At 68.8% G+C, this 22,191-nt stretch carries 33 protein-coding genes; 26 read left to right on the top strand and 7 right to left on the bottom strand.

The features are described 5' to 3' along the window. Positions 1-2: 2 nt before the first annotated feature. From ABD080_RS14240 to ABD080_RS14260, 5 genes are read right to left on the bottom strand one after another with little or no spacing between them, the layout of a single operon-like run. Positions 3-1,409, bottom strand: coding sequence for a recombinase family protein (locus tag ABD080_RS14240; protein WP_343905827.1), 1,407 nt, complete (start codon positions 1,407-1,409; stop codon positions 3-5). After that, positions 1,402-1,872 (bottom strand): ImmA/IrrE family metallo-endopeptidase, encoded by a 471-nt coding sequence (locus ABD080_RS14245; RefSeq protein WP_343905829.1) that lies wholly within the window; start codon positions 1,870-1,872, stop codon positions 1,402-1,404. Before ABD080_RS14245 ends, ABD080_RS14240 begins: the two co-directional genes overlap by 8 nt. Before the next feature lie 30 nt (positions 1,873-1,902). Beyond that, positions 1,903-2,484, bottom strand: a complete 582-nt coding sequence (locus tag ABD080_RS14250; protein ID WP_343905831.1) for a hypothetical protein — start codon at positions 2,482-2,484, stop codon at positions 1,903-1,905. 44 nt (positions 2,485-2,528) lie between these two features. Beyond that, the gene (locus tag ABD080_RS14255; protein WP_343905833.1) at positions 2,529-3,410 is read right to left on the bottom strand and encodes a hypothetical protein; all 882 of its coding nucleotides are present in this window, start codon (positions 3,408-3,410) and stop codon (positions 2,529-2,531) included. Between the two features lie 60 nt (positions 3,411-3,470). Beyond that, complete coding sequence (locus tag ABD080_RS14260; protein WP_343905835.1) at positions 3,471-4,013, bottom strand: helix-turn-helix domain-containing protein; 543 nt, start codon at positions 4,011-4,013, stop codon at positions 3,471-3,473. Positions 4,014-4,286: 273 nt separating this feature from the next. Here ABD080_RS14260 and ABD080_RS14265 point away from each other — a divergent pair, with 273 nt between their 5' ends. The 21 genes from ABD080_RS14265 to ABD080_RS14365 all read left to right on the top strand — a co-directional run bounded on the left by ABD080_RS14265 (position 4,287) and on the right by ABD080_RS14365 (position 16,229). Then, entirely contained in the window at positions 4,287-4,541 is a 255-nt protein-coding gene (locus ABD080_RS14265) for a helix-turn-helix domain-containing protein (protein WP_343905836.1), read from the top strand. A gap of 54 nt (positions 4,542-4,595) precedes the next feature. Beyond that, entirely contained in the window at positions 4,596-4,895 is a 300-nt protein-coding gene (locus ABD080_RS14270; protein ID WP_343905837.1) for a hypothetical protein, read from the top strand. Between the two features lie 100 nt (positions 4,896-4,995). Further along, positions 4,996-5,247, top strand: a complete 252-nt coding sequence (locus tag ABD080_RS14275) for a hypothetical protein (protein WP_343905838.1) — start codon at positions 4,996-4,998, stop codon at positions 5,245-5,247. After that, entirely contained in the window at positions 5,244-5,378 is a 135-nt protein-coding gene (locus ABD080_RS14280; RefSeq protein WP_343905840.1) for a hypothetical protein, read from the top strand. The genes ABD080_RS14275 and ABD080_RS14280 overlap by 4 nt, the downstream gene beginning before the upstream one ends. After that, a complete protein-coding gene (locus tag ABD080_RS14285) occupies positions 5,375-5,728 on the top strand; it encodes a hypothetical protein (RefSeq protein WP_343905842.1) in 354 nt (117 codons plus the stop codon). The genes ABD080_RS14280 and ABD080_RS14285 overlap by 4 nt, the downstream gene beginning before the upstream one ends. Next, the gene (locus tag ABD080_RS14290; protein ID WP_343905843.1) at positions 5,728-6,537 is read left to right on the top strand and encodes a hypothetical protein; all 810 of its coding nucleotides are present in this window, start codon (positions 5,728-5,730) and stop codon (positions 6,535-6,537) included. Before ABD080_RS14285 ends, ABD080_RS14290 begins: the two co-directional genes overlap by 1 nt. A gap of 2 nt (positions 6,538-6,539) precedes the next feature. After that, on the top strand, positions 6,540-7,172 hold the full coding sequence (locus ABD080_RS14295; protein ID WP_343905844.1) for a hypothetical protein: 633 nt from the start codon (positions 6,540-6,542) through the stop codon (positions 7,170-7,172). A gap of 92 nt (positions 7,173-7,264) precedes the next feature. Further along, positions 7,265-7,657 (top strand): hypothetical protein, encoded by a 393-nt coding sequence (locus ABD080_RS14300; RefSeq protein ID WP_343905845.1) that lies wholly within the window; start codon positions 7,265-7,267, stop codon positions 7,655-7,657. 232 nt (positions 7,658-7,889) lie between these two features. Beyond that, positions 7,890-8,297 (top strand): hypothetical protein, encoded by a 408-nt coding sequence (locus tag ABD080_RS14305; RefSeq protein ID WP_343905846.1) that lies wholly within the window; start codon positions 7,890-7,892, stop codon positions 8,295-8,297. Beyond that, on the top strand, positions 8,294-8,521 hold the full coding sequence (locus ABD080_RS14310) for a hypothetical protein (RefSeq protein WP_343905847.1): 228 nt from the start codon (positions 8,294-8,296) through the stop codon (positions 8,519-8,521). Before ABD080_RS14305 ends, ABD080_RS14310 begins: the two co-directional genes overlap by 4 nt. Positions 8,522-8,654: 133 nt before the next feature. Beyond that, on the top strand, positions 8,655-8,948 hold the full coding sequence (locus tag ABD080_RS14315) for a hypothetical protein (protein ID WP_343905849.1): 294 nt from the start codon (positions 8,655-8,657) through the stop codon (positions 8,946-8,948). After that, positions 8,945-9,298 (top strand): hypothetical protein, encoded by a 354-nt coding sequence (locus ABD080_RS14320; RefSeq protein WP_343905851.1) that lies wholly within the window; start codon positions 8,945-8,947, stop codon positions 9,296-9,298. Before ABD080_RS14315 ends, ABD080_RS14320 begins: the two co-directional genes overlap by 4 nt. Further along, on the top strand, positions 9,295-9,603 hold the full coding sequence (locus ABD080_RS14325; protein ID WP_343905853.1) for a hypothetical protein: 309 nt from the start codon (positions 9,295-9,297) through the stop codon (positions 9,601-9,603). The genes ABD080_RS14320 and ABD080_RS14325 overlap by 4 nt, the downstream gene beginning before the upstream one ends. Next, positions 9,600-10,109 carry a hypothetical protein gene (locus ABD080_RS14330; protein ID WP_343905855.1) on the top strand — a complete coding sequence of 170 codons (510 nt, stop codon included), beginning with the start codon at positions 9,600-9,602 and terminating at the stop codon, positions 10,107-10,109. Before ABD080_RS14325 ends, ABD080_RS14330 begins: the two co-directional genes overlap by 4 nt. A 2-nt stretch (positions 10,110-10,111) precedes the next feature. Next, positions 10,112-12,580, top strand: a complete 2,469-nt coding sequence (locus ABD080_RS14335) for a bifunctional DNA primase/polymerase (protein WP_343905857.1) — start codon at positions 10,112-10,114, stop codon at positions 12,578-12,580. Further along, a complete protein-coding gene (locus tag ABD080_RS14340; protein ID WP_343905859.1) occupies positions 12,577-14,037 on the top strand; it encodes a DEAD/DEAH box helicase in 1,461 nt (486 codons plus the stop codon). The genes ABD080_RS14335 and ABD080_RS14340 overlap by 4 nt, the downstream gene beginning before the upstream one ends. Beyond that, positions 14,034-14,528: a hypothetical protein gene (locus tag ABD080_RS14345; RefSeq protein ID WP_343905860.1), complete on the top strand. Its 495-nt coding sequence runs from the start codon at positions 14,034-14,036 to the stop codon at positions 14,526-14,528. Before ABD080_RS14340 ends, ABD080_RS14345 begins: the two co-directional genes overlap by 4 nt. After that, entirely contained in the window at positions 14,525-14,779 is a 255-nt protein-coding gene (locus ABD080_RS14350; RefSeq protein ID WP_343905861.1) for a hypothetical protein, read from the top strand. The genes ABD080_RS14345 and ABD080_RS14350 overlap by 4 nt, the downstream gene beginning before the upstream one ends. A 94-nt stretch (positions 14,780-14,873) precedes the next feature. Beyond that, positions 14,874-15,146, top strand: a complete 273-nt coding sequence (locus ABD080_RS14355) for a hypothetical protein (RefSeq protein ID WP_343905862.1) — start codon at positions 14,874-14,876, stop codon at positions 15,144-15,146. Next, positions 15,143-15,391 carry a hypothetical protein gene (locus tag ABD080_RS14360; RefSeq protein ID WP_343905863.1) on the top strand — a complete coding sequence of 83 codons (249 nt, stop codon included), beginning with the start codon at positions 15,143-15,145 and terminating at the stop codon, positions 15,389-15,391. The genes ABD080_RS14355 and ABD080_RS14360 overlap by 4 nt, the downstream gene beginning before the upstream one ends. Before the next feature lie 166 nt (positions 15,392-15,557). Continuing rightward, complete coding sequence (locus ABD080_RS14365) at positions 15,558-16,229, top strand: hypothetical protein (protein WP_343905864.1); 672 nt, start codon at positions 15,558-15,560, stop codon at positions 16,227-16,229. A 278-nt stretch (positions 16,230-16,507) separates the two neighbouring features. Here ABD080_RS14365 and ABD080_RS14370 read toward each other — a convergent pair whose 3' ends face one another. Further along, positions 16,508-16,984, bottom strand: coding sequence for a hypothetical protein (locus ABD080_RS14370; protein WP_343905865.1), 477 nt, complete (start codon positions 16,982-16,984; stop codon positions 16,508-16,510). 15 nt (positions 16,985-16,999) lie between these two features. On the opposite strand from ABD080_RS14370, the gene ABD080_RS14375 reads away from it, so the two are divergent. After that, complete coding sequence (locus tag ABD080_RS14375) at positions 17,000-17,293, top strand: HNH endonuclease (RefSeq protein ID WP_343905867.1); 294 nt, start codon at positions 17,000-17,002, stop codon at positions 17,291-17,293. A 98-nt stretch (positions 17,294-17,391) separates the two neighbouring features. On the opposite strand, the gene ABD080_RS14380 is transcribed toward ABD080_RS14375, so the two are convergent. Beyond that, on the bottom strand, positions 17,392-17,613 hold the full coding sequence (locus ABD080_RS14380) for a hypothetical protein (protein ID WP_343905869.1): 222 nt from the start codon (positions 17,611-17,613) through the stop codon (positions 17,392-17,394). 33 nt (positions 17,614-17,646) lie between these two features. On the opposite strand from ABD080_RS14380, the gene ABD080_RS14385 reads away from it, so the two are divergent. From ABD080_RS14385 to ABD080_RS14400, 4 genes are read left to right on the top strand one after another with little or no spacing between them, the layout of a single operon-like run. Beyond that, positions 17,647-18,144, top strand: a complete 498-nt coding sequence (locus ABD080_RS14385) for a phage terminase small subunit (protein ID WP_343905870.1) — start codon at positions 17,647-17,649, stop codon at positions 18,142-18,144. 21 nt (positions 18,145-18,165) lie between these two features. Further along, positions 18,166-19,830, top strand: coding sequence for a hypothetical protein (locus ABD080_RS14390; protein WP_343905871.1), 1,665 nt, complete (start codon positions 18,166-18,168; stop codon positions 19,828-19,830). Next, complete coding sequence (locus tag ABD080_RS14395) at positions 19,827-21,320, top strand: hypothetical protein (RefSeq protein ID WP_343905872.1); 1,494 nt, start codon at positions 19,827-19,829, stop codon at positions 21,318-21,320. The genes ABD080_RS14390 and ABD080_RS14395 overlap by 4 nt, the downstream gene beginning before the upstream one ends. Then, positions 21,317-22,123 (top strand): VG15 protein, encoded by an 807-nt coding sequence (locus ABD080_RS14400; RefSeq protein WP_343905873.1) that lies wholly within the window; start codon positions 21,317-21,319, stop codon positions 22,121-22,123. Before ABD080_RS14395 ends, ABD080_RS14400 begins: the two co-directional genes overlap by 4 nt. Positions 22,124-22,191: the final 68 nt, after the last annotated feature.

Consider the following 22,191-nt stretch of genomic DNA (forward strand, 5'->3'; position numbering starts at 1 on the left):
CACTACAGATGGTGCACGACCACCCGACGCCCAGCGTCGAAGTCCACCGTCACCCTGAACAGGCGACCCAGCATCTCTCTCCGGTGAGCGACCGGCAGCACCTCCCAATCCTCCAGCAACGCCACCACCCCCTCCCCCACGGGCGCCGGCGCCGCCCCTGCAGCACGCACCGCCGCGATCTGCGCGTCGAGGGCATCTCGCTTCGCGACGAGCGCCGCCAACGCCTCCTCGTACGCATCCCCGGGAAGTCCTTCCGCGACCTGCAGCGCCAAGTTCGCCATCGACGTCGTGACCCGCTTCCGGCGCCCCTCAAGAACCGACAAAGACGGCCCCGCCATCTGGGCGCCGCGCGTCGCCTCGACGCGCTCCTGGGCGGCCCTGTCGATGCGGGAGGCGAGGCGGCGGAGCTCGGCCTTCACTTCCGACTCGATGGTGGAGCAGCGGACGTACCCGCCCGTGTGGTTCCCGGACGTGTACCCGGTCGCGCACCGGTAGTAGGACACGCCACCGGTGGCCCGGCACCCGGTCATCACGGTCCCGCATGCCTTGCAGCGCACCAGCCCGGACAGGAGGTACTGGGAGGCTTCTGCGCGGGGTCGCTTCGAGCGGTGCTGCCGCTTCTGCCGGTACGCCTCCCACAGGTCGAGGGGGACGATCGGTTCGTGGGCGCCGTCGACGATCTCGCCGCGGTAGATGAACCGGCCCGTGGGGAACGGGTTGTCGAGGGTGCCGCGGAGCGTGGACTCGGACCATGCGTGGGTGCCGCGCTTCCCGGCGTGCTCGACGGTGGGGATGCCCTGCTGGTTGAGCCACTGCACGAGCCGGTAGATCGACGTGCCGTCGACGTACCGCTGGTAGAGGTCCTCCACGATCGGGGCGGTGTCGGGGTCGGGGACGTGGAGCTTCTGGACTGGGTCGTAGCGGTACCCGAAGCGGTTCTTGCCGTGGTGGGGGCGTCCCTGGCGGACGCGCCGTTCGTGCGCTTCGCGCCACTGGTCGCCGGCGCGGTCGGATTCGAACGCGGCGATCTCGATCATCATCCCGCGGGACAGGCGCCCGATGGAGGTTGAGGTGTCGATGGGTTCGGTGGCGGATTCGATGCGGCCGCCGGCATGCTGGGCCTTGTCGGCGGCGACGTACCAGTCGAGGCGGTTCCTCGACCAGCGCGACCACTTCCACAGGAGGATCACGTCGACGTCGCCTCGTTCGACCATCGCCATGACGGCCTGCACGCCGGGGCGTGCGAAGGTGCGGCCGGAGATGCCGGGGTCTGCCTCGACTGCGACGACGTCGTAGCCCTGCCGGTGGGCGTAGTCGCGGCACGCGGTCTCCTGCAGCTCGAGGCTGATGGATTCGTCGCGGGCGGTGGACTGGCGGAGGTAGGCGACGGCGCGAGGTTTCCTAGCCATGGGGGTTCTCCAGGTGGGGCATGTCGTGGTGGACGTCGTGAAAGACGTGGGCTAGCTCGAGCAGCTCGTCCGCGTGGAGGTTCGAGGTTCGGGCGCGGAGGATCGGGATCGTCACCCACAGTTCCGCGGCGAGTTCCCGCTCGGAGCGGGCCCACCGGAGCGCTTGGACGAGCGCGTCCCACGTGATGAGGCGGCGCGCGGTCTCGCGGTTCACGGCGTCCTCGTTGGCGGGGCTGCAGGCGCCGGTGTGGCCGTGCTCGAGGTGGACGAGCTCGTGGGTAAGTGCGCAGCGCCGTTCGACCTGGAGGAGCCGGTCGCGGAGGCGGATCTCGTCGAGGCCGTTGGTGTCGCCGAGTCGTCCTAGCGGGAGGTCGCTGGTGTACTTGACGTTAACGTGCGGCCAATGCCGGCCGAGGACTCTCCACGGGTGGTAGATCGGGGCCGGGTGACAGTGCTCGCGCATGGCGAGACCATAGGCGCTGGGGCCGACAGGTCAGGGTGCCGGGGTGTACCTTTTTGCGGCCGGCTCAACTTTGCTGGGGTTCAACTTCTCGGTGTCGTCCAGCCGTACAGCCTCGATCAGCACACGGACGAGCCAGAGCATACGAAGAGCGGCATGGACGCTCAGTAGGACAGAGAGCAGCAACGCCCCGAAGCCAAGCGGCAGGGCGCCTACCGCGTATGCGACCGCTGCGGCCATGGCGGCGGCGGTCGACAGGAAGCCGGTCGCGATCAGGACTAACCAGTTCCTTCCGAGGCTTTGGCCTGCAGCGACACGGAATCTGACGAACACCGGTGCAGATGCTTGGAGACCGAACACCACTACGACTCCGACGAAGCCGGCCATGATGCCAGCAACGGTCAGCATCCCCAAGGACAGGTCAAGGCCATCGCCCCTGAGTAACTCGAACGTTCGGCCATCCTCGCCATTGAAGACCCAGACGGCGCCGAGGACGAGCAGGAAGAGCGCGCAGTTAACCAGGTGAGGGTGATCCTCCAACGCGCCGCGTGTGGCCTTCATGAGCGCGCGGGGCACCACACGAAGCTTCCGCAGGGCATCCCTGAACTCATCCACGCCAGCACCTCCGACCTGATCTGGTCCGCCGCTGAGACTTCGAGTCAGTCTACGTCGGAGCGCTGACGAAGCAGCTCGTACTCGCGGGTCTTCTTGAAGTCCGAGACCGCGTCGCTCAGCGCGGGGTATGCAGTTGCGACGCTCAGCGATGTGGTCGAATCCCCAGTTATCTTCTTGTACGTGAACCGGTGCGAGACTAGGTCGAGCATCTCACCCCGGAGCCCCCGTTCGCCGTGCGGGACGATCGCTCTCACCTTCCCCCGCTTAAGAGCAGGATCTGTGAAGAGGCCGCGAGCAGCCTCGAGGAACTCTCCGCTCCCATCTGAGTGGCGACCTTGTCCCATCGAGAGCGAAATGGTTGCTCGGCCCCTGCCCTCGTTCGCCTCCGCCGCCAAGGCGAGCCCCCGTTCGACTCGCCCGGAAGACCTCGCCTCGTACTCAGCCGCGTCAACACTGAGCTCGAGCGAGGTCGCAGTGATCGCCCGCTCGAGGGTCTCGGCCTGGTCGCGGCGGATGACCGGATGGAGTTCGATCGACTCGCCCTTCACCGCGCTCGTGAGATATCCCGTAAGCCAGCGACCAACCGCAACAGGTGTTGCCGCCCCCGACGTTCCCATGACTGCCACTGCAGGTGTCGCGGGGATTGGGAGCACGAAGAGTGGCTCGTGGATCGGCGTTGACAGCGGAACCGCGTCGTCACCCTCCCACTGACTCGGGGCGTCGTCTGCGTTCCGCTGCTTGGCGAGGTAGAGGATTGGCTCGAGCGCCCTCTTGACTCGTCCTCGGTAGTCGTGGCCGTTGTGCTCCCAGTCGAAGTACGGGTCCGGCTCTCGGGAGCTCAACGCGTCGAGGACCGTCGGCCAGAAGTCACTGGACTCTTCCGCCACGACGCTTCCGGAGTCTGTGTCTGTGCGTACGACCTTCATGATTCGCACAGTCCGCCTCTTACCTCTTGCCATAGCTACCCCTTCGTCTCGTACTGAACGTCAGCTCTGCTCGAGCCAGCCCTCTGTGTCCTGTGACTCTTCGCCGCGTGCTGCGGCTTCGGCGTCGAGGCGGTCGAGGTCGGAGACGCCGACCATCGCAGCACGGTCGAAGTCCGCCTTCGTCGGGGCGCTTGTTGCGCCATGCGGGACAGTTCGATCCGCCAGGTTGTCGCCTGCCGGCGCCGTGTCGGGCTCGGCTGGTGGTGTCGTTCGTTCATGGGTGCCGCCTCCGTTCAGGCGCTCCGCGAGGATGCGGAGCAGTTCCTCGTTGCTGAGGTCAGCGGCGGCAGCCACCTCCACGCGTGTCGTCGGCAGTCCCATCGCTTCTGCGACGTGGGAGAGGACGACGTTCTCGGTGACGCCGAAGGCGCCTGCGAGGGACGTGACGGTGGCGGCGTCGGGCCGCTGCTGCAGCTGCTCGCGGTCGTCCCGGAGAAGCCGGGAGAGGTTCTGCTTGGTGAGCCCCGATGACCTCTGGAGGTCGGCCGCGGTCCAGCCACGCTTGTCCATCTCGGTCTGGACGAACCTTCGATACGCGTGCATGGGCACAGAGTCCTGAACTGCTCGGCGGTGGTGCAACGTGGCGCGACGCGCCGTGTCACCTGGTGGTGGACCCACTTTCCCACGAACCGCGTCAACTAACCAGAAGGGGCGCGCGCCCCGTTCTGACCTGCGACCGGCCGAACTACACCGCTGTCACTAGTTGACACCACGTCACCCACCTGTGTACCTTCAGTCCATCAATAGTTGACAACCAAGAACGAGGAGGCCAGACTCATGGAACGCACCCGACGACGCACGAGAAGGGATCGCTGGATGAAGCTCCGCGACGCCGAACTCCTGGCCCGCTACATGGACGCCAAGGACTTCTCCCAGGCGCGACTCGGCCGCTACGCCGGCGTCTCGCGCCAGTTCATCCACAAGCTGGTGAACGGAGAGACCCGCACCTGCTCCAAGCAGGTCGGCTCCCTCATCGAGGAGGGCCTGTCGGTCCTCCCCGGCACTCTCTTCACGCCCGAAGAGTCCACCGCCACGCGACCCCGAGTCGCGCAGCGCAAGACCGCAGCCTGACCCCGACCACCCCGCCGAGCCGACCAGGGCACGGCACACCGAAGGGACCCCGACATGACCCAGCAGGACCCCACCCCGCTCCCCGAGCTGTTCGCCTACCTCCCCGACAACGAGCCCCTCGCCGCGCTCGCCGAGGACGGCAAGTCCATCGCGATCCACCTCGACCTCGACCACCCCCTCACCTCCGGCGACGGCGAGCTGACCGGCGACCACCACCTCGAGCTGTCCCTCACCGACGCGGCCCGCCTCTCCGCCGCCATCCAGACGCAGCTCGCCACGGCGCTCGACCTGCAGGAGCAGAAGGCCAGCGCCGAGCTCCACGCCCACCTCACCGAGGAGCTGACGCAGCGATGACGGCACCCACCGCTCGCCGCCGCGGCCCCCGCCGCCGACTCCGAGACCTCGCCCTCGCACTCGCCACCAACTCCCCCACCCACAGGAAGACGCCCCGGCCATGACCACCACCCAGATCCGCAACCAGATCCAGGCCGGCATCACCGCCCGCATCGACCAGCCGATCCTCAACGCCGCCCAGCCCCTCACCCTCGCCTACCGCACCCTCTTCGGCTGGGACGGCACCACCCTCGACGACGCCGTCGAGCAGGCCTACACCCCCACCGGCCCCAGCCGCGACATCCTCCGCGCCCGCATCGCCTTCCGCCGCGCACACCCCCAGCAACTGCACCCCGCGAGGGCCGCCGCATGACCGCCCTCCAGGCCATCGCCGACCTCATCATCCACGCCGCCATGGCCGTGATCCTCCTCGGCGCCACCGCCACCTCCATCGCCCTCCTCACCGAGCAAGCCCACCTCATCAAGAAGGACCTGAACCGATGATCAACAACCTCACCCCCGAGCAGACCGCCGACCTCGAGCAGTACGCCATGCACCGCGCCAAGCTCGCCGAGGAGATCAAGAACCTCGAGGACCTCCGCAAGGAGTACGACGACAAGATCGCCGACCTCGCCGGCGACGGCACCACCCACGCCGGCGCCTACAAGGTCACCGTCACCCGCGCCAAGCGACTCGACACCAAGAAGCTCGAAGCCGCCTACCCCGTCATCCAGCACCCCGAGCTGTACAAGCAGGCCATCGACACGGCCAAGGCGAAGGCCGCCGCCGAGCTCGGCCAGCTCACCCTCGCCGACTTCCAGACCACCGGCTCCCCCACCGTCCGGATCTCCTGATGTCGACCCTCGAGCAGCTCCTCGGCCACACCCCCGGGGCCAACGCCCTCGCCGACTACCAGTCGACGATCGAGCAGGCGATCCGGCACCAGCCCCGGTCCCTGCAGAAGCTCATCGGCCCCTCCGAGATCGGCACCGACTGCACCCACTGCCTCGCCGCGAAGCTCGCCGGCTGGACCGAACAGGAACGCGACGTCCCCTGGCTGCCGTTCATCGGCACCGCCGTCCACGCCGAACTCGCCCGCATCTTCGAGGACGACAACAAGACCAGCAGCACCAGCGGCGGCCGCCGCCGCTGGAAGGTCGAGCAGAAGGTGTACGTCGGCCACATCGGAGCACACGCCATCACCGGCACCTGCGACCTGTACGACACCGTCACCGGCACCGTCCTCGACCACAAGATCGTCGGCGCCGCGACCCTCCGCACCGCAAAGACCGGCCCCAAGCCCGTCTACCGGATCCAGGCGCACCTCTACGGCCTCGGCTGGGAGAACGCCGGCCACATGCCGGAGACCGTCGCCGTCGCCCACCTGCCCCGCAACGAAATGTCCCTCGCCCGCGCCGTCATCTGGTCCGAGCCGTACGACCGGGACCTCGCCCTCGCCGCATTCGAGCACGCGAACCAGCTCCACGCGAACCTCACCACCCTCGCGTCCATCTCCCACGAGACCCGCGACCAGTGGATCAGCAACCAGCCGCGAGCAGACGGGTGCTTCTCCTGCCCCCGCTACCCGGACTGGACCCCCAACTCCCGACTCGGCACCGAGTTCGGGTTCACCAGCAGCACCCCCGACCGAAAGGCAGCCTGACCATGACCAGCACGTCCCTCTCGTCCCTCGACGACATCCTCGCCGGAGGCGGATCCACCGCGAAGTTCGAGGCGCCCGGCGACCTCTACACCGGCGAGATCGTCGACATCGCCGTCCGCCAGGTCAACGACTACGACTCCGGCAAGCCCGCCTTCTGGGACGACGGCCGCGCCCAGGAGCAGATCGTCATCACCCTCGCGACGGCCGACTCCACGGGCCCCGACGACGACGGCCACCGCAACGTCTACATCAAGGGCTGGGGCGACCAGCTGAAGGCGTTCCGGCAGGCGGCGAAGAACCTCGGCCGGAACCCCCGCAAGGGCGACATGTTCACCGCGACGTACATCGGCGACGGGGAGAAGAAGAACCCCCGGTTCAACGCTCCGAAGCTGTTCCAGTACGAGATCGCGGAGGGCACCGCCGGCCTCACCGGCCTCACCGGACAGGAGCCGGCGGCCCCCGTCGCGGCCCCCGTCCAGCAAGCCGCCCCCGCCCCGGCTGCCGATGGCGGGAAGTCGGCGCAGGACAAGGCCCGGCAGCTGATCCAGCTCGGCCTCGACGACGCCACCATCGCCACCCAGCTCGGCCTGGATGCCGACGTCGTCGGGATCCTCCGCCAGTCCCTGCAGGGCTGACCCCTCGCCCCGGCCCCCGCGCAGGCGGGCACCGGCGTCACGGCCGAGCCGGGGCACCCCTCCACCATCCCGACCACCACAAGGAGCACCCCATGGCGTTCACGAAGATGCCGAAGACCTACCAGAAGGCCCCCTCCGCAGGCCCCAAGATCACCCTCTCTTCCCACCCCCAACACGGGTCCATGAAGCTCGCCCTGTCCAAGGCACTCGTCGAGATGCTCGGCTCCCCCGTCGCCGTCCACTTCGAATGGGACGCCGACGAGTACCTCCTCCGCATCGTCGCCTCGTCCCCCGACGACCCCGCCGCCTACAAGCTCCCCAAGAACGGCTACCTGTCCGTCACCGGCCTGTTCCGGCAGCTCGGCGTGAAGGTCAACGAGACCATGCGGATCCCCGTCGCAAAGCAAGGCCGCCTCGCCGGCGTCGCCGACCTCTCCGACCTCCCCGCCGCCCCGACCCTCCTCACGCGGAGCGCCGCCGCATGACGCCAGCGCAACTCGCCCAGCGGCACTCACTGAACGAGGCCCGCCGGACCTCCACGGAGGAGCGAATCGCGGAGCTCGAGTGGCTCGTCGACGGAGGCGTCCTCATCGAGTTCGCGCTCCCCCGGGTCGGTTGGACGCCGGCCGCAGCAGAGCAGGCGCTCCGCCGTCGAGGTGGGCACCGGTTCCTCACGGAGCTCCGGAACCTCGTGTCCATCGAGAAGCGGAGGGCGGCATGAGCCACCACACGAGGACCCGCCGCCGCGGCCTCTGCCCCTGCATCGCATGCAAGGGCCGCACCGGGGACGTGCACGGCACGCAGCGGATGTCCGCCTCCTGCCGGTGCGACTTCTGCCGCCGCGCGGCGACCACCTACGCACGCCTCCGGGCCTACACGAAGGACGCGATGAAGACGACCACCCCGCTCCCCGGGAACCCGTACGCGGAGTTCATGGCCGGGCTGGCCGAAGACGGCACGCGCTACCCGGCCTCCGCAGCGCCCGTCCTGCAGGTCGTCGCCACCCTCGCGCTCGCGCACGAGCAGCACCAGCGGAACCGCCTCGCCGCGATCACCGCCATCGCGAAGGGCCTCGACCTCCCCGTAGACCTCGAGGACCTCGCACGCGAGGGGGCCGACCGATGATCCCCCGCCAGCTGCCCCGCCTCGTCACGGACGCGCTCGAGAACCGGTGGGCCGTGGACCTCCGCCCCCTGTCCGTGACCCTCTTCGCCTACTTCACGTCCCGCTCCGGGCACGGGGACGAGGTGGAGATCCAGTGGATCGAGGGGCGTGTCGCCGAGTCCTACATCAACGGCGTCCCGACCCCGTACGCGCAGTGCGCCCGCCTGATCCGAGCCACCCCGTGACCGTCCACCGTCCCCGCCTCACCTACGCCCGCGGGGTCTGGACCGTCACCTGCCGGTGCGGGTGGACGACCGCCCGCACCACCGCGATCCGCGCCCGACGGATCGCAGGACAGCACACCGAGAAGGAGAACCGATGACCACCGACGCCTTCACAATCAGCGAGGCCGTGATCCGTGCCGAGTGGATCGGAGCTATGACCACGCCCGCCCCAGACGAGGCATGGGAAGGGATCACCGAAGCCGAGGCCTCTGCCCGCTGGGACAGCTTCATCCGCAAGGTGAAGACCGACGCCGCACGGACCGCCTGGAACGAAGGCCGAGACGCCCTCGCCTTGGCGATCGCCGGCCCGGCCGACGAGAACGGGATGCGCCGCTCCCCGACCAATCCGTACACCTCTCGCATCAGCGACGGCGGTGACCAAGCATGAACCGCCGCCAGTTCACCCTCGCCATCCGGATCCTCTCCGGCATCTACGCGGGAACCTCCACCGTCCTCGCCGCCATCAACGGCCACTGGGACGTCGCCTACTGGGCCCTCATCGTCACCATCTACCTCTTCCTCCACAGCATCCACCGCTGCCCCACCCCGCCCGAACCCGACCCCACCGACCGCGGCGCCCAGTACGTCAACTTCAACGGCGGCCCCGTCGACGGCGGCACCTACACCATCCCCGGCACCGACCGCGACCTCCACCACGCCACCCTCCACCTCGCCGGCACCGACTACCACGTCACCACCGTCCACCACACCTGCTACAACGCCGAGGCCACCCCGTGACCGCCAACCACGGGACCCGCGCCCGGTACGTGCGGGGCAAGTGCCGGTGCGACGCGTGCCGCGCTGCGAACACCGCCTATCAGCGGGACCGGGCACGGAAGTACTGGGGCGTTCGTCGGGCTCTCACCCGTGGCGACGACCTCGACTTCCTTCGCCGCCAGCTCAAGGCCCGTGACGCGGTGCTTGCCGCCTCCGACCTGCCCCGTGGTGAGGTGCGTGGACGGCGGGACGAGATCGCCCGGTTCCTCGAGCTGATCGACGACGCGGACGCGTACCGGGAACAGCTGCTCCGGGTGGCGTCATGACCGCCACCCGGATCCGTGACGGCCTGATCTGTCTTGCCGAAGGGCCCTTCTGGACGCTCGAGGCCATCCTCGGCACCCGACCCCCATGCACCGGTGAGGTGAAGGCGTCGATGTCGAGGCCGTGGGCGTACCAGAAGACCCGCCACGCCTTCCACTACGAGTCCGTGGACACGTGGGGCGGCTGGTACGCGCACCCCCGCAACGCGATCACCTGGGACGAGCTCGACAAGGCGATCGCCGAGGACCCCCGGCTCCCGGAGATCCGCGCCTGGTCCGAGTCCCTCACTGCCGTCGACGCATGGCGAGACCGGATGCGCCCCCACCGACTCACCACGAGCGCCGACCAGTGGCACCCCAGCTACCACGAGAGCGACGAGACCCGGCCCGGCTGGGCCGCACGCCTCCACGCATGGGAGTCGACCATCGCGCTCCTCCGAGACGCAGCCGCCCGCACACCTGACGAGCCCGAGCAGCTCGACCTCCTCGACTTCCTGGAGACCACGTGACCATGACCAGCCCAGACCCGACCCCGGGCACCCTCACCATCCCCGACATCACCGGCCTCGACACCATGGCCGCCGCCTTCGCCTACGCCAAGCACGGCTGGCACATCGGGCCCGTCCGCCCCGGCACCAAGCACCCCGGCTCCATCCTCGGCCGCCAGTGGCAGTCCCAGACCACCCGCGACCCCCAGGTCATCGCCGACTACTGGATGACCCACACCGACGCAGGCATCTTCCTCCACGTCGGCCGCTCCGGCGCCATCGTCATCGACGTCGACACCCCCGCCAACCTCCCCGACGTCCTCACCGACGCCCTCACCGAACACCCCGCCCCCTTCCAACGCACCCGCCGCAACGACGCAGCCCGCCGCCACTACATCTACCGCCAGCCCCACGGCCGCACCCTCGGCAACGGCCTCGGCCAACTCCCCCACGGCTGGGGCGACCTCCGCGGCTCCAACGGCGTCATCATCGTCGCCCCCACACCCCACCCCGACCCCGACCCCGACGGCCACTACACCTGGGGCCGCACCGGCACCATCCCCGAACTCCCCACCACCATCAGCGACCTCCTCACCGACACCACCCGGCCCGTCGACGTCGCCTCCGACGCCACCATCCGCGACTTCATCACCCTCCACAACCAGGGCACCGACCACGGCAAAGCCCGCGCCATGATCGCCACCTACAAGAAGGCGATCACCGCCGGCGACTCCCGCCACCAGCGAGCCATCTCCATCCTCACCGGCATGCTCAAGGAAGCAGCCGCCGGCTACTACCCCGCCGGGCACGCCGAAGCCGAACTCCGCACCGTGTTCCTCGACGCCGTCGCCACCCCCGGCCACGGCCAGCAAGGCACCGCCCGCACCGGCCACCAGGCCCTCGAGGAATGGCGCGGCATCCTCGCCTGGGCGATCGCCCAGGCCTCCCACGCCAACCCCACCACCACCATCGAACGCGCCGAAGACCACGGCCCCCGCGACCTCGCCTCCCTCATCGACACCCGCCCCACCCCCACAGCAGCCCCCGTCGAGCACGACGTGCCCGCCCCGGTCGACGACACCACGGACCCGGCCCCCGTCGAGCTCGAGGCGCCGACCAGCCTCGACCGCCTCCTCGACCCCACCACCACTACCCCCACCGCGGACACCCCCACCCCGTCCTGGCGGCCCCTCGACCTCACCCGCATCCTCGACGGCACCTACACACCCCCCACCCCCACGATCATGACCCGCACCGACGGGCACGCCCTCTTCTACCCCGGCAAGGTCCACACCGTGTACGGCGAATCCGAATCCGGGAAGTCCTGGATCGCCCAACACGCCACCGTCGAGACCCTCCACACCGACGGCCGCGTCCTCTACATCGACTTCGAGTCCGACGCCCCCGACGTCACCGGACGCCTCACCGCCCTCGGCGCCACCACCACCCAACTCCTCTCCACCCGCTTCGCATACGTCCGCCCCGAAGCGTCCCCCACCACCTTCCACGAAGCCCCCGACTTCCAGCAGCTCCTCAACCAGCCCTGGAACCTCGCCATCCTCGACGGCGTCACCGAAGCCCTCGGACTGTCCGGACGCTCCACCATGGACAACGACGAGATCACCGCCTGGATGCGCGACATCCCCCGCCGCATCGCCCGCGCCACCGGCGCCGCCATCATCCTCGTCGACCACGTCGTGAAGTCCGCAGAAGGCCGCGGCCGATTCCCCATCGGCGGCCAAGCCAAGATGGCCGCCATCGACGGCACCGGCTACCTCGTCGAACCCATCTCCGCCCTCGGTCGAGGCCTCGACGGATCCCTCACCGTCCGCGTCGCCAAGGACCGCCCCGGACAGGTCCGAGCCCACGCCGGGGACTGGCGCAAGACCGACCGCACCCAGGAAGCCGCACGCGTACGCGTCGACTCCACAGCGGAGGACGGCACCACCCGCGTCACCGTGCAGCCCCCCGAATTCGGGGAAATCCACGCCCGCGACAATGACACGCCATTCCGCCCCACCCGCGTCATGGAGAAAATCTCCCGCATCCTCGAAACGATGCGCGAACCCATTTCACGACGCGCCCTCTACAAGGCATACCGCGACACCGGTGCATCCGCGAAGGAGACCACCGTCGCCGAGGCCACCAACCTCCTCATCGAGGGCGGCTACGCCACCGAGACCGAGGGGCCCCGCAACGCCCGCATGTTCCGCAGCGCGGCGGTCTACCGGTCCGCGAACGACGCCCTCAGCGAGGACTACCGAGGCGATCTGGGCAGCTTCTCCACCACCGCCTCCGACCGTCTCCCGACCGTCTCCGACCGTCTCCCCGGAGACGGTGCCGACCGTCTCCCAACGACCGTCTCCCACCGTCCCCCCTTTACGGGGGACGGTGACGGTCGTGACGGTGCACAACCCACCCTCAACACCACCACCGTCTCCCACCTCAACAAGAGCACCGGCGAGATCCACACCGGAAGCAACCCCCAATGACCAACACGCCGCCCTTCACCCCCACCCCCTTCCCCTACCAACTCCACGGCGCCTGCCGCGCCGCCTGGGACGGCCACACCCTCATCGCCGACGAACCCGGCCTCGGCAAGACCATCCAAGCCCTCCTCGCCGCCCGACTCCTCAACGCACAACGAATCCTCATCATCTGCCCCCCAATCCTCGTCACCAATTGGGAAACCGAAACACGCCGTACCAACAACGCCACCGCCATCAACGGCGAAATCACCACCATCACCGCCGCCACCAAAAACCCCACCCTCCTCCCCCACACCGGCTACGTCATCGCGTCCGACGCCATCGTCGCCAGCCGCCGCACCCTCGACCCCCTCCTCGACACCTGGCACGCCGACCTCCTCATCGTCGACGAAGCCCACCGCTTCAAGACCCCCACCACCCGCCGCACCAAAGCCGTCACCCGCATCGCCAAGACCACCCGCCAGCAGATCCTCCTCACCGGCACCCCCATCGTCTCCAGCCCCCTCGACGTCCTCCCCCTCCTCACCATCCTCCGCAAGCTCCACCACATCGCCCCCACCACCCACGCCTTCATCAACGAGTACACGGCCCCCGCCCCCTGGAAAGGCGGCCGCCTCCCCATCAAGGCCAAGCTCCCCCAGCTGCAGCAGCTCCTCGAGCAGCACGTCTGGACCCGCCGCACCAAGACCCAGGTCCTCACCGACCTCCCCGCCAAGCTCCGCACCGTCCACCACATCACCCCCGACCCCACCCGCATCCACGACGCCTACACCGACGTCACCACCAAGATCGACACCTGGCTCGCCAAGCACCCCACCCCCACCGACGACGACATCAGCGAACTCATCGCCGACGCCCTCCCCTTCGTCTCCCAGCTGCGCCGCGCTACCGGCCTCGCCAAGATCCCCGCCGCCATCGACTGGATCAGCACCCACCTCGACGGCGCCCCCGGCGAACCCCTCATCGCCTGGACCATCCACCGCGACGTCACCATCGCCCTCGTCGACCAGCTGACCCGAGACCGCCCCGACGCCACCATCCGCGTCCTCGACGGCGCCACACCCCACGACGCCCGCAACGAAGCCGTCACCGCCTTCCAGAACGGCCACGTCGACATCCTCGTCGCCCAGATTGTCGCCGCCGGCGTCGGCCTCACCCTCACCCGCGGATCCACCGCCCTCTTCGTCGAAACCGACTGGACCCCCGCCAACGTCGTCCAAGCCGAAGACCGCCTGCACCGCATCGGCCAGACCCGCCCCGTCCACATCACCACCCTCATCGCCGCCGGCACCCTCGACGCCCGCATCCACCAGGTCCTCGCACGAACCATCGACGTCCTCGACGACCTCACCCCCGGCAGCGACCACACCGTCACCCGCCACAGCACCGACACCACCGCCCCCCGCGACATCCTCCGCCACCTCATCAACGACCGACTCAACGAAGGAGCAGCAGCATGACCAACCGCCCCAAGCAGATCGGCACCGCCGGCGAATCCGCCGTCGTCGCCACCGCCCAGACCCTCGGCTTCCCCTGGGCCGAGCGGCTCGTCCTCCACGGCGCCAAGGACATCGGCGACGTCCGCCTCGCCCTCGGCGTCCACCTCGAGGTGAAGTCCGGACACGCCGCCGAGACCGCCTCCGACGCCCTCATCGAGACGTGGATGCGGGAACTCGAGACCGAACTCGAGAACGCCGACGCCCTCGCCGGCGCCCTCATCACCAAGCGGAAGGGCATCTCCGGCGCCCGAGCCCACCTCTGGTGGGCCCACGTCCGCTCCTCATGGCTCGCCACCTGGCGCTGCTACCCGCCCCACCCCGCCTTCGGACAGGTCGGCCCCGACGCCACCGTCCGCATGACCCTCGACAGCCTCCTCGCGCAGCTCCGCGCCACCGGCTACGGCGACCCCCTCCCCACCGACACCACCACCGATCTGGAGACCACCCGATGAACACCACCCCGAACCCCTACACCAGCCCCATCCTCCCCACCGACCCGCGGCCCATCGCATCCCTCGCCACCATCCAGCCCCGCCCCGTCCGCGAGATGACCGCGCTCCTCACCCGCATGTACGGGCCCGGCCTGATCGTCACCAACCGCGGGAAGCGGACCGTGTGGGCGCTCCCCGCCCCGCCCCGGAAGCGGACCCAGAAAGTGGAAGCAACCGCCGCCGCTACTTCCAGTTTCGGAGGTGCCGCGTGAACCTCACCGACCTCGCCCACCACCTCGAGCAGCTCGCCCGCATCGCCGCCGTCACCGCGAAGTACCTCACCGACCTCGGCAAGGAGATCACCCGATGAAGACCCTCCTCGCCCGCACCACACTCACCGCCGCCGTCGCAGCCCTCCTCGCCGCGATCTGGGCACCCGGCCCCTGGTGGTCCTGGCTCCTCACCGCAGCCGTCCTCGGCTTCGTCGGCGCCGGCCTCTCCGCACCCGAACACCCCGACGACGTCCCCGAGTCCGGGACCGACGACGTCATCGGCAACGTCCCCTCCACCCTCGAGCGGATCACCACCGACGACGTCACCAGCTACAAGCGCCAGTACGGACGGAAGGCCAACCAGTGACCACCATCGGCGAACTCACCCTCAACGACATCGACTCCACCACGATCAGCATCGAGTGGCGCGGGGACACCATCACCGGAGTCATCCGCGACATCCAGACCAGCACCTGGCAGGTGAAGTCCACGCTGGGCCTCGGGATCCCCGGAGTCAGGGTCGGCGACCGCGTCACCGACGTGAAGATCCACTTCAGCAACTTCGTCGTCGACAAGATCCGCCTTGACCACCCCTGTGAAGTGATCTCGTGAGCCGCTCAGTCCACGTACCGATCACCGTCGGGGCCGCCCGATGGTGCGACAGCTGCAACACCACCAGCCGGAGCCCCCTTTACGCAGACCTCGGCGACCCCAGTACCCCCTACACGATCGCCACCTACTGCCCGAACTGCCCGCCCAGCCCCGACGAGGACGACGAATGACTACCAGCCCGCTCGACGACTTCGAGCAGCAGAACCACATCAACCGCTACCGCAACCGCCTCGACGACATCCGCACCATGCTCAACGAAATTCCCGACACCATGCTCACCATCAGCTCCTACGCCATGGACCTCGCCGGCAGCCGCGCCACCACCGAACCCGCACTCCCCGGCGGCGAAGCCCTCATCCTCACCGGCCCCTGGTCCAGCGACGCCACCCACGGAGACGACACCCCACACCCCGCCCAGACCATCACCGAATGGGCCCACACCATCCACGACGCCCACGGGCAAGTCCCCCCACACCACCTCCGCTTCCCCCAAGCAATCCGCTACCTCCACGACCAGACCCCCTGGATCCTCACCTCCCCCTGGGCCCCCGCATGGCAGCGCGACATCGACGCCGTCCACGGACGCCTCCGATCCCTCTGCCCACCCGAAGTCGACCACCACCACGACGACGCCATCGAGCACGACCAGATCACCGAGGACCAGCTCTGGGACGCCCTCGCCCTCCACCCCGACCACGAGCTCACCCGCCGCGATCTCGCCCACCTCGGCATCCCCGCCTCCACCGTCACCACCTGGCGACACCGAGGGAAGGTCACCGAGACCAGCCCCGGCCGGTACCGCGCCGGCGACATCGTCGACGCCAGGAGAACCGCATGAACGGCGACCAGATCAAGCCGTCCCACCATCCGCTTGCGAAACGGGCAAAAGGGGTGAGACACTAGGCCTGCATCAAGCATGCCCAGAAGCCCCGAGACCACACCGGTCCGGGGCTTCTCCCATACCCCCGCTCGAGCACCCCCTGGTCGGGACGTGCAGTGCTCGCGGGGCGCGCGCGCAGGAAGACCCACCCACCCCCAAGGGACACCCGCGCAGCGCCAACCCGCCCCCCGCCCGAGGAGAGACAACCCCGGGCGGGGCCGGCGGGCCCACCCCCGCTACGGCAACGGCACCCCCGCCATCTTCGCCATCACCCGGTCCCCCTTCGACAGGGGCACCCCTTCAGCGACCTTCGCATGCAGACGCTCAGCGATGTTGATCCGGTCGCGCCAGTTCTCGTACCCATCGATCCGCTCACTGCGCTGCACCGGCAACGAGTCATCCATCGACAACAGCGCGCCGACGCCGAGGAACACCTCGCCACGGCGACGCTTCGGCAACGGCGCGTCCCCGACACCGACTACGGCCGCACGCGCGACCAGATCTTCATGGTCCTCACCGAGCGACGCAGCTCGAGCACGGAACCATGCGAGCGCTGGATCGACCTGGTCTGCCGCTCGCTGCACCTTCGAAGCTTCGACCTCAGCGCGCACCTCAGCCTCACGTTGCTTCGCACGCTCAACGCGAGCATCAGCACGAGCATTCATCGCGTCGATGCGAGCGTTCTGCCGCTCACGCCACTCCTTGTAGCCCATGCTCGGAGGATATCCGTGAACTGGACAACTCACCCGAGCATCCGCACTGTCACCCGTGCACAGCGCGCCGCCTGGACCAACAAGGTCCTCGCCCGCGACCGGCACTGCCAGATCCGTGGCCCCCACTGCACGGGCCTCGCCACCGAAGCGGACCACATCCGCAACGTCGCCGAAGGCGGCAACGAACTCGACCTCGCCAACGGCCAAGGCGCCTGCCACAACTGCCACGGCGAGAAGACGCAGGACGAAGCGACCCGCGGGAAGAACCGCTGGAAGCGCCAACCCGAACCACACCCCGGGCTGAGATGACACTCGGCACCCCGGGGGTCGTATCCCCTCCCCCTCCCCCGTGCACGGAGCCGCGGTCTCGCTAGGCGCTCGGATTCCGTACGGGTCTGGGGGAAACCTCAGTCGATGATCTCGAGCTCGGAGAGCCCCGACCACGACCTCGTGTGCCCGTCAATCCTGAGAGTCCAGTCGCCACTGGGCCGCGTGAGCGTCTGACCACCCCACGTGGGGGTCGACATCATCTCGGCCCTGGCGCCCTCGAGGACTCCTGTCGCGTTCTCGACGCCCGACTCGATGCGCACCTTGTGCCCGATCGCTGCCTTGATCTGCTTCTCGTCCATGTCGTGAGTATGACCGTTTGGAGGTGGTTGAGGATGGCTGGTCGTGGACCACAGCCCAAGGACCCCTCGAAGCGCGTCCGCCGCAACGCCGACCCCACCGCCGAGACCCTCCTCCGATTCGAGGAGGCAGAGCAGCCGAACCTCCCGACGTTCTTCCTGAACGTCGAGGTCGACGGCGCCATGGTGCGCCGCAAGTACCAGTGGCCGAAGATCACCCGCGACTGGTGGGCGATGTGGCGGGACTCCCCGCAGGCCGAGCACTTCGGTTCCACGGACTGGTCGTTCCTACTGGACACCGCGCTGCTCCACGCCGAGGTGTGGGGGCGGGGCGAGATGAAGCACGCGCCGGAGCTTCGACTCCGCGTCGCGAAGTTCGGCGCCACCCCCGAGGATCGCGCGCGCCTGCGGATGCAGTTCGCGGACGCCGATGCCGCGGACTCTAAGCGGGCGGCGCCGGCTGCAGCGTCCGCGCGGGAGCGGCGCGGTCAGATCCAGGTTCTGCGACCGAACGAGAAGGCCTCCGGAGAGTAACCGTGTAGGGGGTGACCGGCGATGCCGTGGACGCCCATCGGTGGCGACGAGTTCCCCACCCTCGGCTGGGAGGTCATCGACTGGATCACGGAGAACCTCGTGCGGCCCGACGCGGGCCTCGTGACCGAGCCGTTCCGGCTGTACCCCGAGCAGGAGGACTTCGTCCTGAACTTCTACCGTCTGGACCCGGCGACGGGCCGGCGGAAGTTCCGCCGCGGGGTCCTGTCGCGGCCTCGTGGCTGGGGGAAGTCGCCGTTCGCTGCGGCGCTCATGGCGGTCGAGGGGCTGGGGCCTGTCGTGTTCGACGGCTGGGACGCCGACGGGCAGCCGGTCGGAAAGCCGTGGTCGGAGATCCGGACGCCGCTAATCCAGGTCGCGGCGACCAGTGAGACGCAGTCCCGGTACACGTTCGACGCGCTGCTGGAGATGATGGAAGGCCCGGTCATCGACAACTACCGCGGGATCGAGCTACTGGGCACGCAGGTGAACTTCCCGTCGGGGCGGGCGGAGATGGTGACGACGGCGGCGCGGACCATGAAGGGTGCGCGCGCTGACTTCACCGTCTGCGATCAGACCGAGGAGTGGGTGCCGTCGAACGGTGGCGGCCGGCTTCACCAGGTGATCGACTCGAACGCGGCGAAGCGCGGCGGGGCGTACCTCGAGACGCCGAACGCGTTCATCCCGGGCGAGAACAGCGTCGCGGAGAAGTCCGCGAACTACTGGTCGATGATCCAGGAGGGGAAGGCCATCGCTGATGGCCTGTACTACGACCATCGCGAGGCGCCGGGCGACACCGACACTGGGGACCGTGAGTCGCTGACGATCGGCCTGCGGATCGCCTACGGCGACGCATCGCAGCATCCCGATGGGTGCCTGATCCACCAGCCGGCGTGCCCTCCGGGGCATGCGGACCTCGAGCCGCGGATCCAGTCGTTCTGGGACCTGACGAAGGACGTGCAGGTCGCCCGGTCCGACTACCTGAACCAGGTGACGCACGCGTCGGACTCGTGGCTCTCCCGGCCCGAGCTGAACGCCGTCGTGGACCTCGAGAAGGTCGTGGCGGCCGACGATCCGATCGTGGTCGGGTTCGACGGTTCCCGCGGGCGTGCTCGTGGCGTCGCCGATGCGACGGCACTGATCGGGTGTCGCGTCTCCGATGGGCACTTGTTCGTGCTCGACGTGTGGGAGCAGCCGCAGTCCGCGGCGACGTGGCATGTGCCGGTCGCTGATGTCGATGCGCGCGTGCGCGAGGTGTTCGCGGACTACAACGTCGTCGGGTTCTACGCGGATCCGAACGGGTGGACGTCGCAGCTGTCCGAGTGGGAGGCGAAGTACGGCGCCAAGCTGGCGGTGAAGGCGAAGCGCGAGGCGCCGATGACGTATTGGCCGAAGGGCAAGGACTCGAACGTGCCGCGGCTGCTCGAGGAACTCCACGATGCAGTCGTGAACGGTGACTGCTCACTGGATGGGTCGACGGTACTGATGCGGCACATGTTGAACGCTCGTCGGCGGCGTACTCGCTCGGGGTACCTGCTGTACAAGGCGTACCCGGACTCCCCCGACAAGATCGATGCCGCCTATGCGGCGGTGATGGCGTGGAAGGCGCGGCTGGATGCCGTGTCGTCTGGTGCTGGCAGCAAGCGAAAGCAGATCCCTGCGAGACGAAGGACGGCGGTGATCCGATGAGCCTCGGTATTGGTCCTGGCCCGATGGTCGACGTCTCGCATGTGCCGGCTCGAGTGCTGAACCTGCCGACGATCCGTGATCTGTCGGAGGCGGAGAACGCGGACATCGTGGAGATGTCTGAGCAGGTCCGTCGGGTGGCTGATCGGAACCGTGAGCGGTTCGTGTTCTACAACGCTGAGCAGTCGTTCGTGAACATGGGTGTGGCGATCCCGCCGGAGTTCGAGCAGTACGCGTCGGTGCTGGGCTGGAACGCGACGGCGGTCGATGCGCTCGCTCGTCGTGTGCAGTTGGACGGGTTCGTGCGCCCGGGGGCGATCGACCGGTTCGACGGGCTCGACGCGGCCCTTCGCCGGGTCGGCTTCTACCAGCAGCACAAGATGTGCGTGCAGTCGATGCTGATCTATGGCGTCGCGTTCATGGCGACCCTGAAGAACGCGGGGACGCTGCAGGTGCAGGCGTACTCGGCGCGTGATGCGACGGGCCTGTGGGATCCGCTGCGACCGGGGCGGCTCCGTGTGGGGCTCGCGGTGCAGGAGTGGGGGCACTATGGGCCGAAGTCGATTCTGGTGTTCTACCCCGGGCAGGTGATCCTGCTCGAGCGGCCGGCGCCCGCGTCGGACTGGTCCGTGTCGCGGTACTCGACGGGGCTCCCTGATCGGGTGTCGATTCGGCCGTTCCGGTTCCGTCCGCAGCTGGACAAGCCGTGGGGGCAGTCGCGGATCACGCGGCCGATGATGTCGTTGACCCGTTCTGGTGCGCGCAGCTTCCTGCGTGGCGAGATGAACGGTGAGGTGTACGGGTACCCGCAGCTGTACGGGACGAACACGCCGCCGGAGGCTGCGGAGCAGTTCCGGTCTGGGATGGCCCGGTTCTTCGCGCTCGACTACGAGCGTGACGAGGAGGGCGCCCCGGTCGAGGGTGCGCCGGAGTCGAAGATCGGGCAGGTCCAGATCGGGTCGCAGCAGCCGCACATGGATCAGCTGCGGATGACCGCGACGATGTACGCCGCGGAGTCGCAGCTGTCGCCGGACAAGATGGGCGTCGTCCAGGACAACCCGTCCTCGGCTGATGCGATCGACCGTGCAGACGGTGAGCTGAACGACCTCGCCGACGAGACGGGTCGCGACATCGACGATCCGACGGTCGACGTGCTTCACGACATGTGGCTGCTCGAGAACAACACGATCGCCCTCCCCGCCGAGGTTGAGGCGCTGTCGTGCGACCTGCATGACCCGGCGATGACGACGCGGTACTCGCAGCGGATGGCGCTGGCGTCGCTCGTCACCGCGGGTGCCGTGGTGCCCGGTGAGGTCGTCACCTACGAGGCGGCGGGCTACTCGCGGACGACGGCGATGCGACTGTCGGAAGCGTTCAAGGACGCGGAGCGGCGGAAGAACCAGCAGGCGATCGCTGAGCAGGCGATCTCGGCTCGGTCGAATCCGCTGACGGCGTCGCTGGTTGCGGCTCGTGAGGCAGGGACGCAGCTGTGAGCTGGCATGCGTTCTCGGCGTACAAGCGGGAGACCGCTGACATCGCGGACGCGACGACGCACGGGTTGACCCTGCTGATGGAGCGGGCGCCCGATGGGCCAGACGTCTTCGAGTTCATGTCGGTGTCCGCGCCGGTCGTGGTGTCGTCCTACGCGCAGTCCGCGCAGGGCGCCGCGCTGTCGTACCTGGGATCTGCGCAGCGGGCCGCCGGGTACGCGCCGGTCCTGTATCAGCCGTCGCCGGCGGCGATCACGTGGGCGATGCTGCAGCCGGTCGTGAAGTGGGCGCTGACGGATGTCGTGATGCCGTGGGCGATCTCGGAGGTTCTGCCGAAGGTCGTGCAGGGCACCGTGCGGCTGGTGCAGAACACCGGCCGGGACACGCTGACCGGTGCGATGGACTTCCTCGACGAGGGGTCCTCCTGGCGGCGAGTGCCGAAGGCGGGCGCGTGCGCTTGGTGCCGTCTCCTTTCCGTCGTCTCCCACACGAAGGACGTCCCCGACTCGGCGTACCACGGCAACTGCCGGTGTGAGCCGGTCCTCGCGATCGCGGACAACGGGTACGACGTGCCCGCGTCCGTCGAGGACCTGTGGGTCGAGTACGAGGCGCAGTACTGGGCCGGGTACGAGTGGGCTCGCGTGGAACAGCGCCGACTCGACAGCGAGCTCTGGGACCGCGTGAAAGACCTCCCGTACTCGATGAACTCGAGGAAGCGGCGGCATGGCGCGCTTCGCCGTGCTGAGCTTCCGAGCCTTCAGCAACTGACCCTGTCTCGGATGCGTTCCGAGCTCGGGATCCACTGACCAACAGCTCTCTCTGCAGCTTCACCAAACCGGTGGGGCTGTTCGTCATGCCTGCGCGAAGTAGGCAC

It is taken from the genome of Brachybacterium rhamnosum, from assembly GCF_039526185.1.
Classification (GTDB): Bacteria; Actinomycetota; Actinomycetes; order Actinomycetales; family Dermabacteraceae; genus Brachybacterium; species Brachybacterium rhamnosum.

Excerpts from the sequence above, each read along its gene's own strand:
- ABD080_RS14240 (WP_343905827.1), bottom strand. The coding sequence starts at position 1,409 with ATGGCTAGGAAACCTCGCGCCGTCGCCTACCTCCGCCAGTCCACCGCC.
- ABD080_RS14245 (WP_343905829.1), bottom strand. The coding sequence starts at position 1,872 with ATGCGCGAGCACTGTCACCCGGCCCCGATCTACCACCCGTGGAGAGTC.
- ABD080_RS14255 (WP_343905833.1), bottom strand. The coding sequence starts at position 3,410 with ATGAAGGTCGTACGCACAGACACAGACTCCGGAAGCGTCGTGGCGGAA.
- ABD080_RS14260 (WP_343905835.1), bottom strand. The coding sequence starts at position 4,013 with ATGCACGCGTATCGAAGGTTCGTCCAGACCGAGATGGACAAGCGTGGC.
- ABD080_RS14265 (WP_343905836.1), top strand. The coding sequence starts at position 4,287 with ATGAAGCTCCGCGACGCCGAACTCCTGGCCCGCTACATGGACGCCAAG.
- ABD080_RS14270 (WP_343905837.1), top strand. The coding sequence starts at position 4,596 with ATGACCCAGCAGGACCCCACCCCGCTCCCCGAGCTGTTCGCCTACCTC.
- ABD080_RS14275 (WP_343905838.1), top strand. The coding sequence starts at position 4,996 with ATGACCACCACCCAGATCCGCAACCAGATCCAGGCCGGCATCACCGCC.
- ABD080_RS14280 (WP_343905840.1), top strand. The coding sequence starts at position 5,244 with ATGACCGCCCTCCAGGCCATCGCCGACCTCATCATCCACGCCGCCATG.
- ABD080_RS14285 (WP_343905842.1), top strand. The coding sequence starts at position 5,375 with ATGATCAACAACCTCACCCCCGAGCAGACCGCCGACCTCGAGCAGTAC.
- ABD080_RS14290 (WP_343905843.1), top strand. The coding sequence starts at position 5,728 with ATGTCGACCCTCGAGCAGCTCCTCGGCCACACCCCCGGGGCCAACGCC.
- ABD080_RS14295 (WP_343905844.1), top strand. The coding sequence starts at position 6,540 with ATGACCAGCACGTCCCTCTCGTCCCTCGACGACATCCTCGCCGGAGGC.
- ABD080_RS14300 (WP_343905845.1), top strand. The coding sequence starts at position 7,265 with ATGGCGTTCACGAAGATGCCGAAGACCTACCAGAAGGCCCCCTCCGCA.
- ABD080_RS14305 (WP_343905846.1), top strand. The coding sequence starts at position 7,890 with ATGAGCCACCACACGAGGACCCGCCGCCGCGGCCTCTGCCCCTGCATC.
- ABD080_RS14310 (WP_343905847.1), top strand. The coding sequence starts at position 8,294 with ATGATCCCCCGCCAGCTGCCCCGCCTCGTCACGGACGCGCTCGAGAAC.
- ABD080_RS14315 (WP_343905849.1), top strand. The coding sequence starts at position 8,655 with ATGACCACCGACGCCTTCACAATCAGCGAGGCCGTGATCCGTGCCGAG.
- ABD080_RS14320 (WP_343905851.1), top strand. The coding sequence starts at position 8,945 with ATGAACCGCCGCCAGTTCACCCTCGCCATCCGGATCCTCTCCGGCATC.
- ABD080_RS14330 (WP_343905855.1), top strand. The coding sequence starts at position 9,600 with ATGACCGCCACCCGGATCCGTGACGGCCTGATCTGTCTTGCCGAAGGG.
- ABD080_RS14335 (WP_343905857.1), top strand. The coding sequence starts at position 10,112 with ATGACCAGCCCAGACCCGACCCCGGGCACCCTCACCATCCCCGACATC.
- ABD080_RS14340 (WP_343905859.1), top strand. The coding sequence starts at position 12,577 with ATGACCAACACGCCGCCCTTCACCCCCACCCCCTTCCCCTACCAACTC.
- ABD080_RS14345 (WP_343905860.1), top strand. The coding sequence starts at position 14,034 with ATGACCAACCGCCCCAAGCAGATCGGCACCGCCGGCGAATCCGCCGTC.
- ABD080_RS14350 (WP_343905861.1), top strand. The coding sequence starts at position 14,525 with ATGAACACCACCCCGAACCCCTACACCAGCCCCATCCTCCCCACCGAC.
- ABD080_RS14355 (WP_343905862.1), top strand. The coding sequence starts at position 14,874 with ATGAAGACCCTCCTCGCCCGCACCACACTCACCGCCGCCGTCGCAGCC.
- ABD080_RS14365 (WP_343905864.1), top strand. The coding sequence starts at position 15,558 with ATGACTACCAGCCCGCTCGACGACTTCGAGCAGCAGAACCACATCAAC.
- ABD080_RS14370 (WP_343905865.1), bottom strand. The coding sequence starts at position 16,984 with ATGGGCTACAAGGAGTGGCGTGAGCGGCAGAACGCTCGCATCGACGCG.
- ABD080_RS14380 (WP_343905869.1), bottom strand. The coding sequence starts at position 17,613 with ATGGACGAGAAGCAGATCAAGGCAGCGATCGGGCACAAGGTGCGCATC.
- ABD080_RS14385 (WP_343905870.1), top strand. The coding sequence starts at position 17,647 with ATGGCTGGTCGTGGACCACAGCCCAAGGACCCCTCGAAGCGCGTCCGC.
- ABD080_RS14390 (WP_343905871.1), top strand. The coding sequence starts at position 18,166 with ATGCCGTGGACGCCCATCGGTGGCGACGAGTTCCCCACCCTCGGCTGG.
- ABD080_RS14395 (WP_343905872.1), top strand. The coding sequence starts at position 19,827 with ATGAGCCTCGGTATTGGTCCTGGCCCGATGGTCGACGTCTCGCATGTG.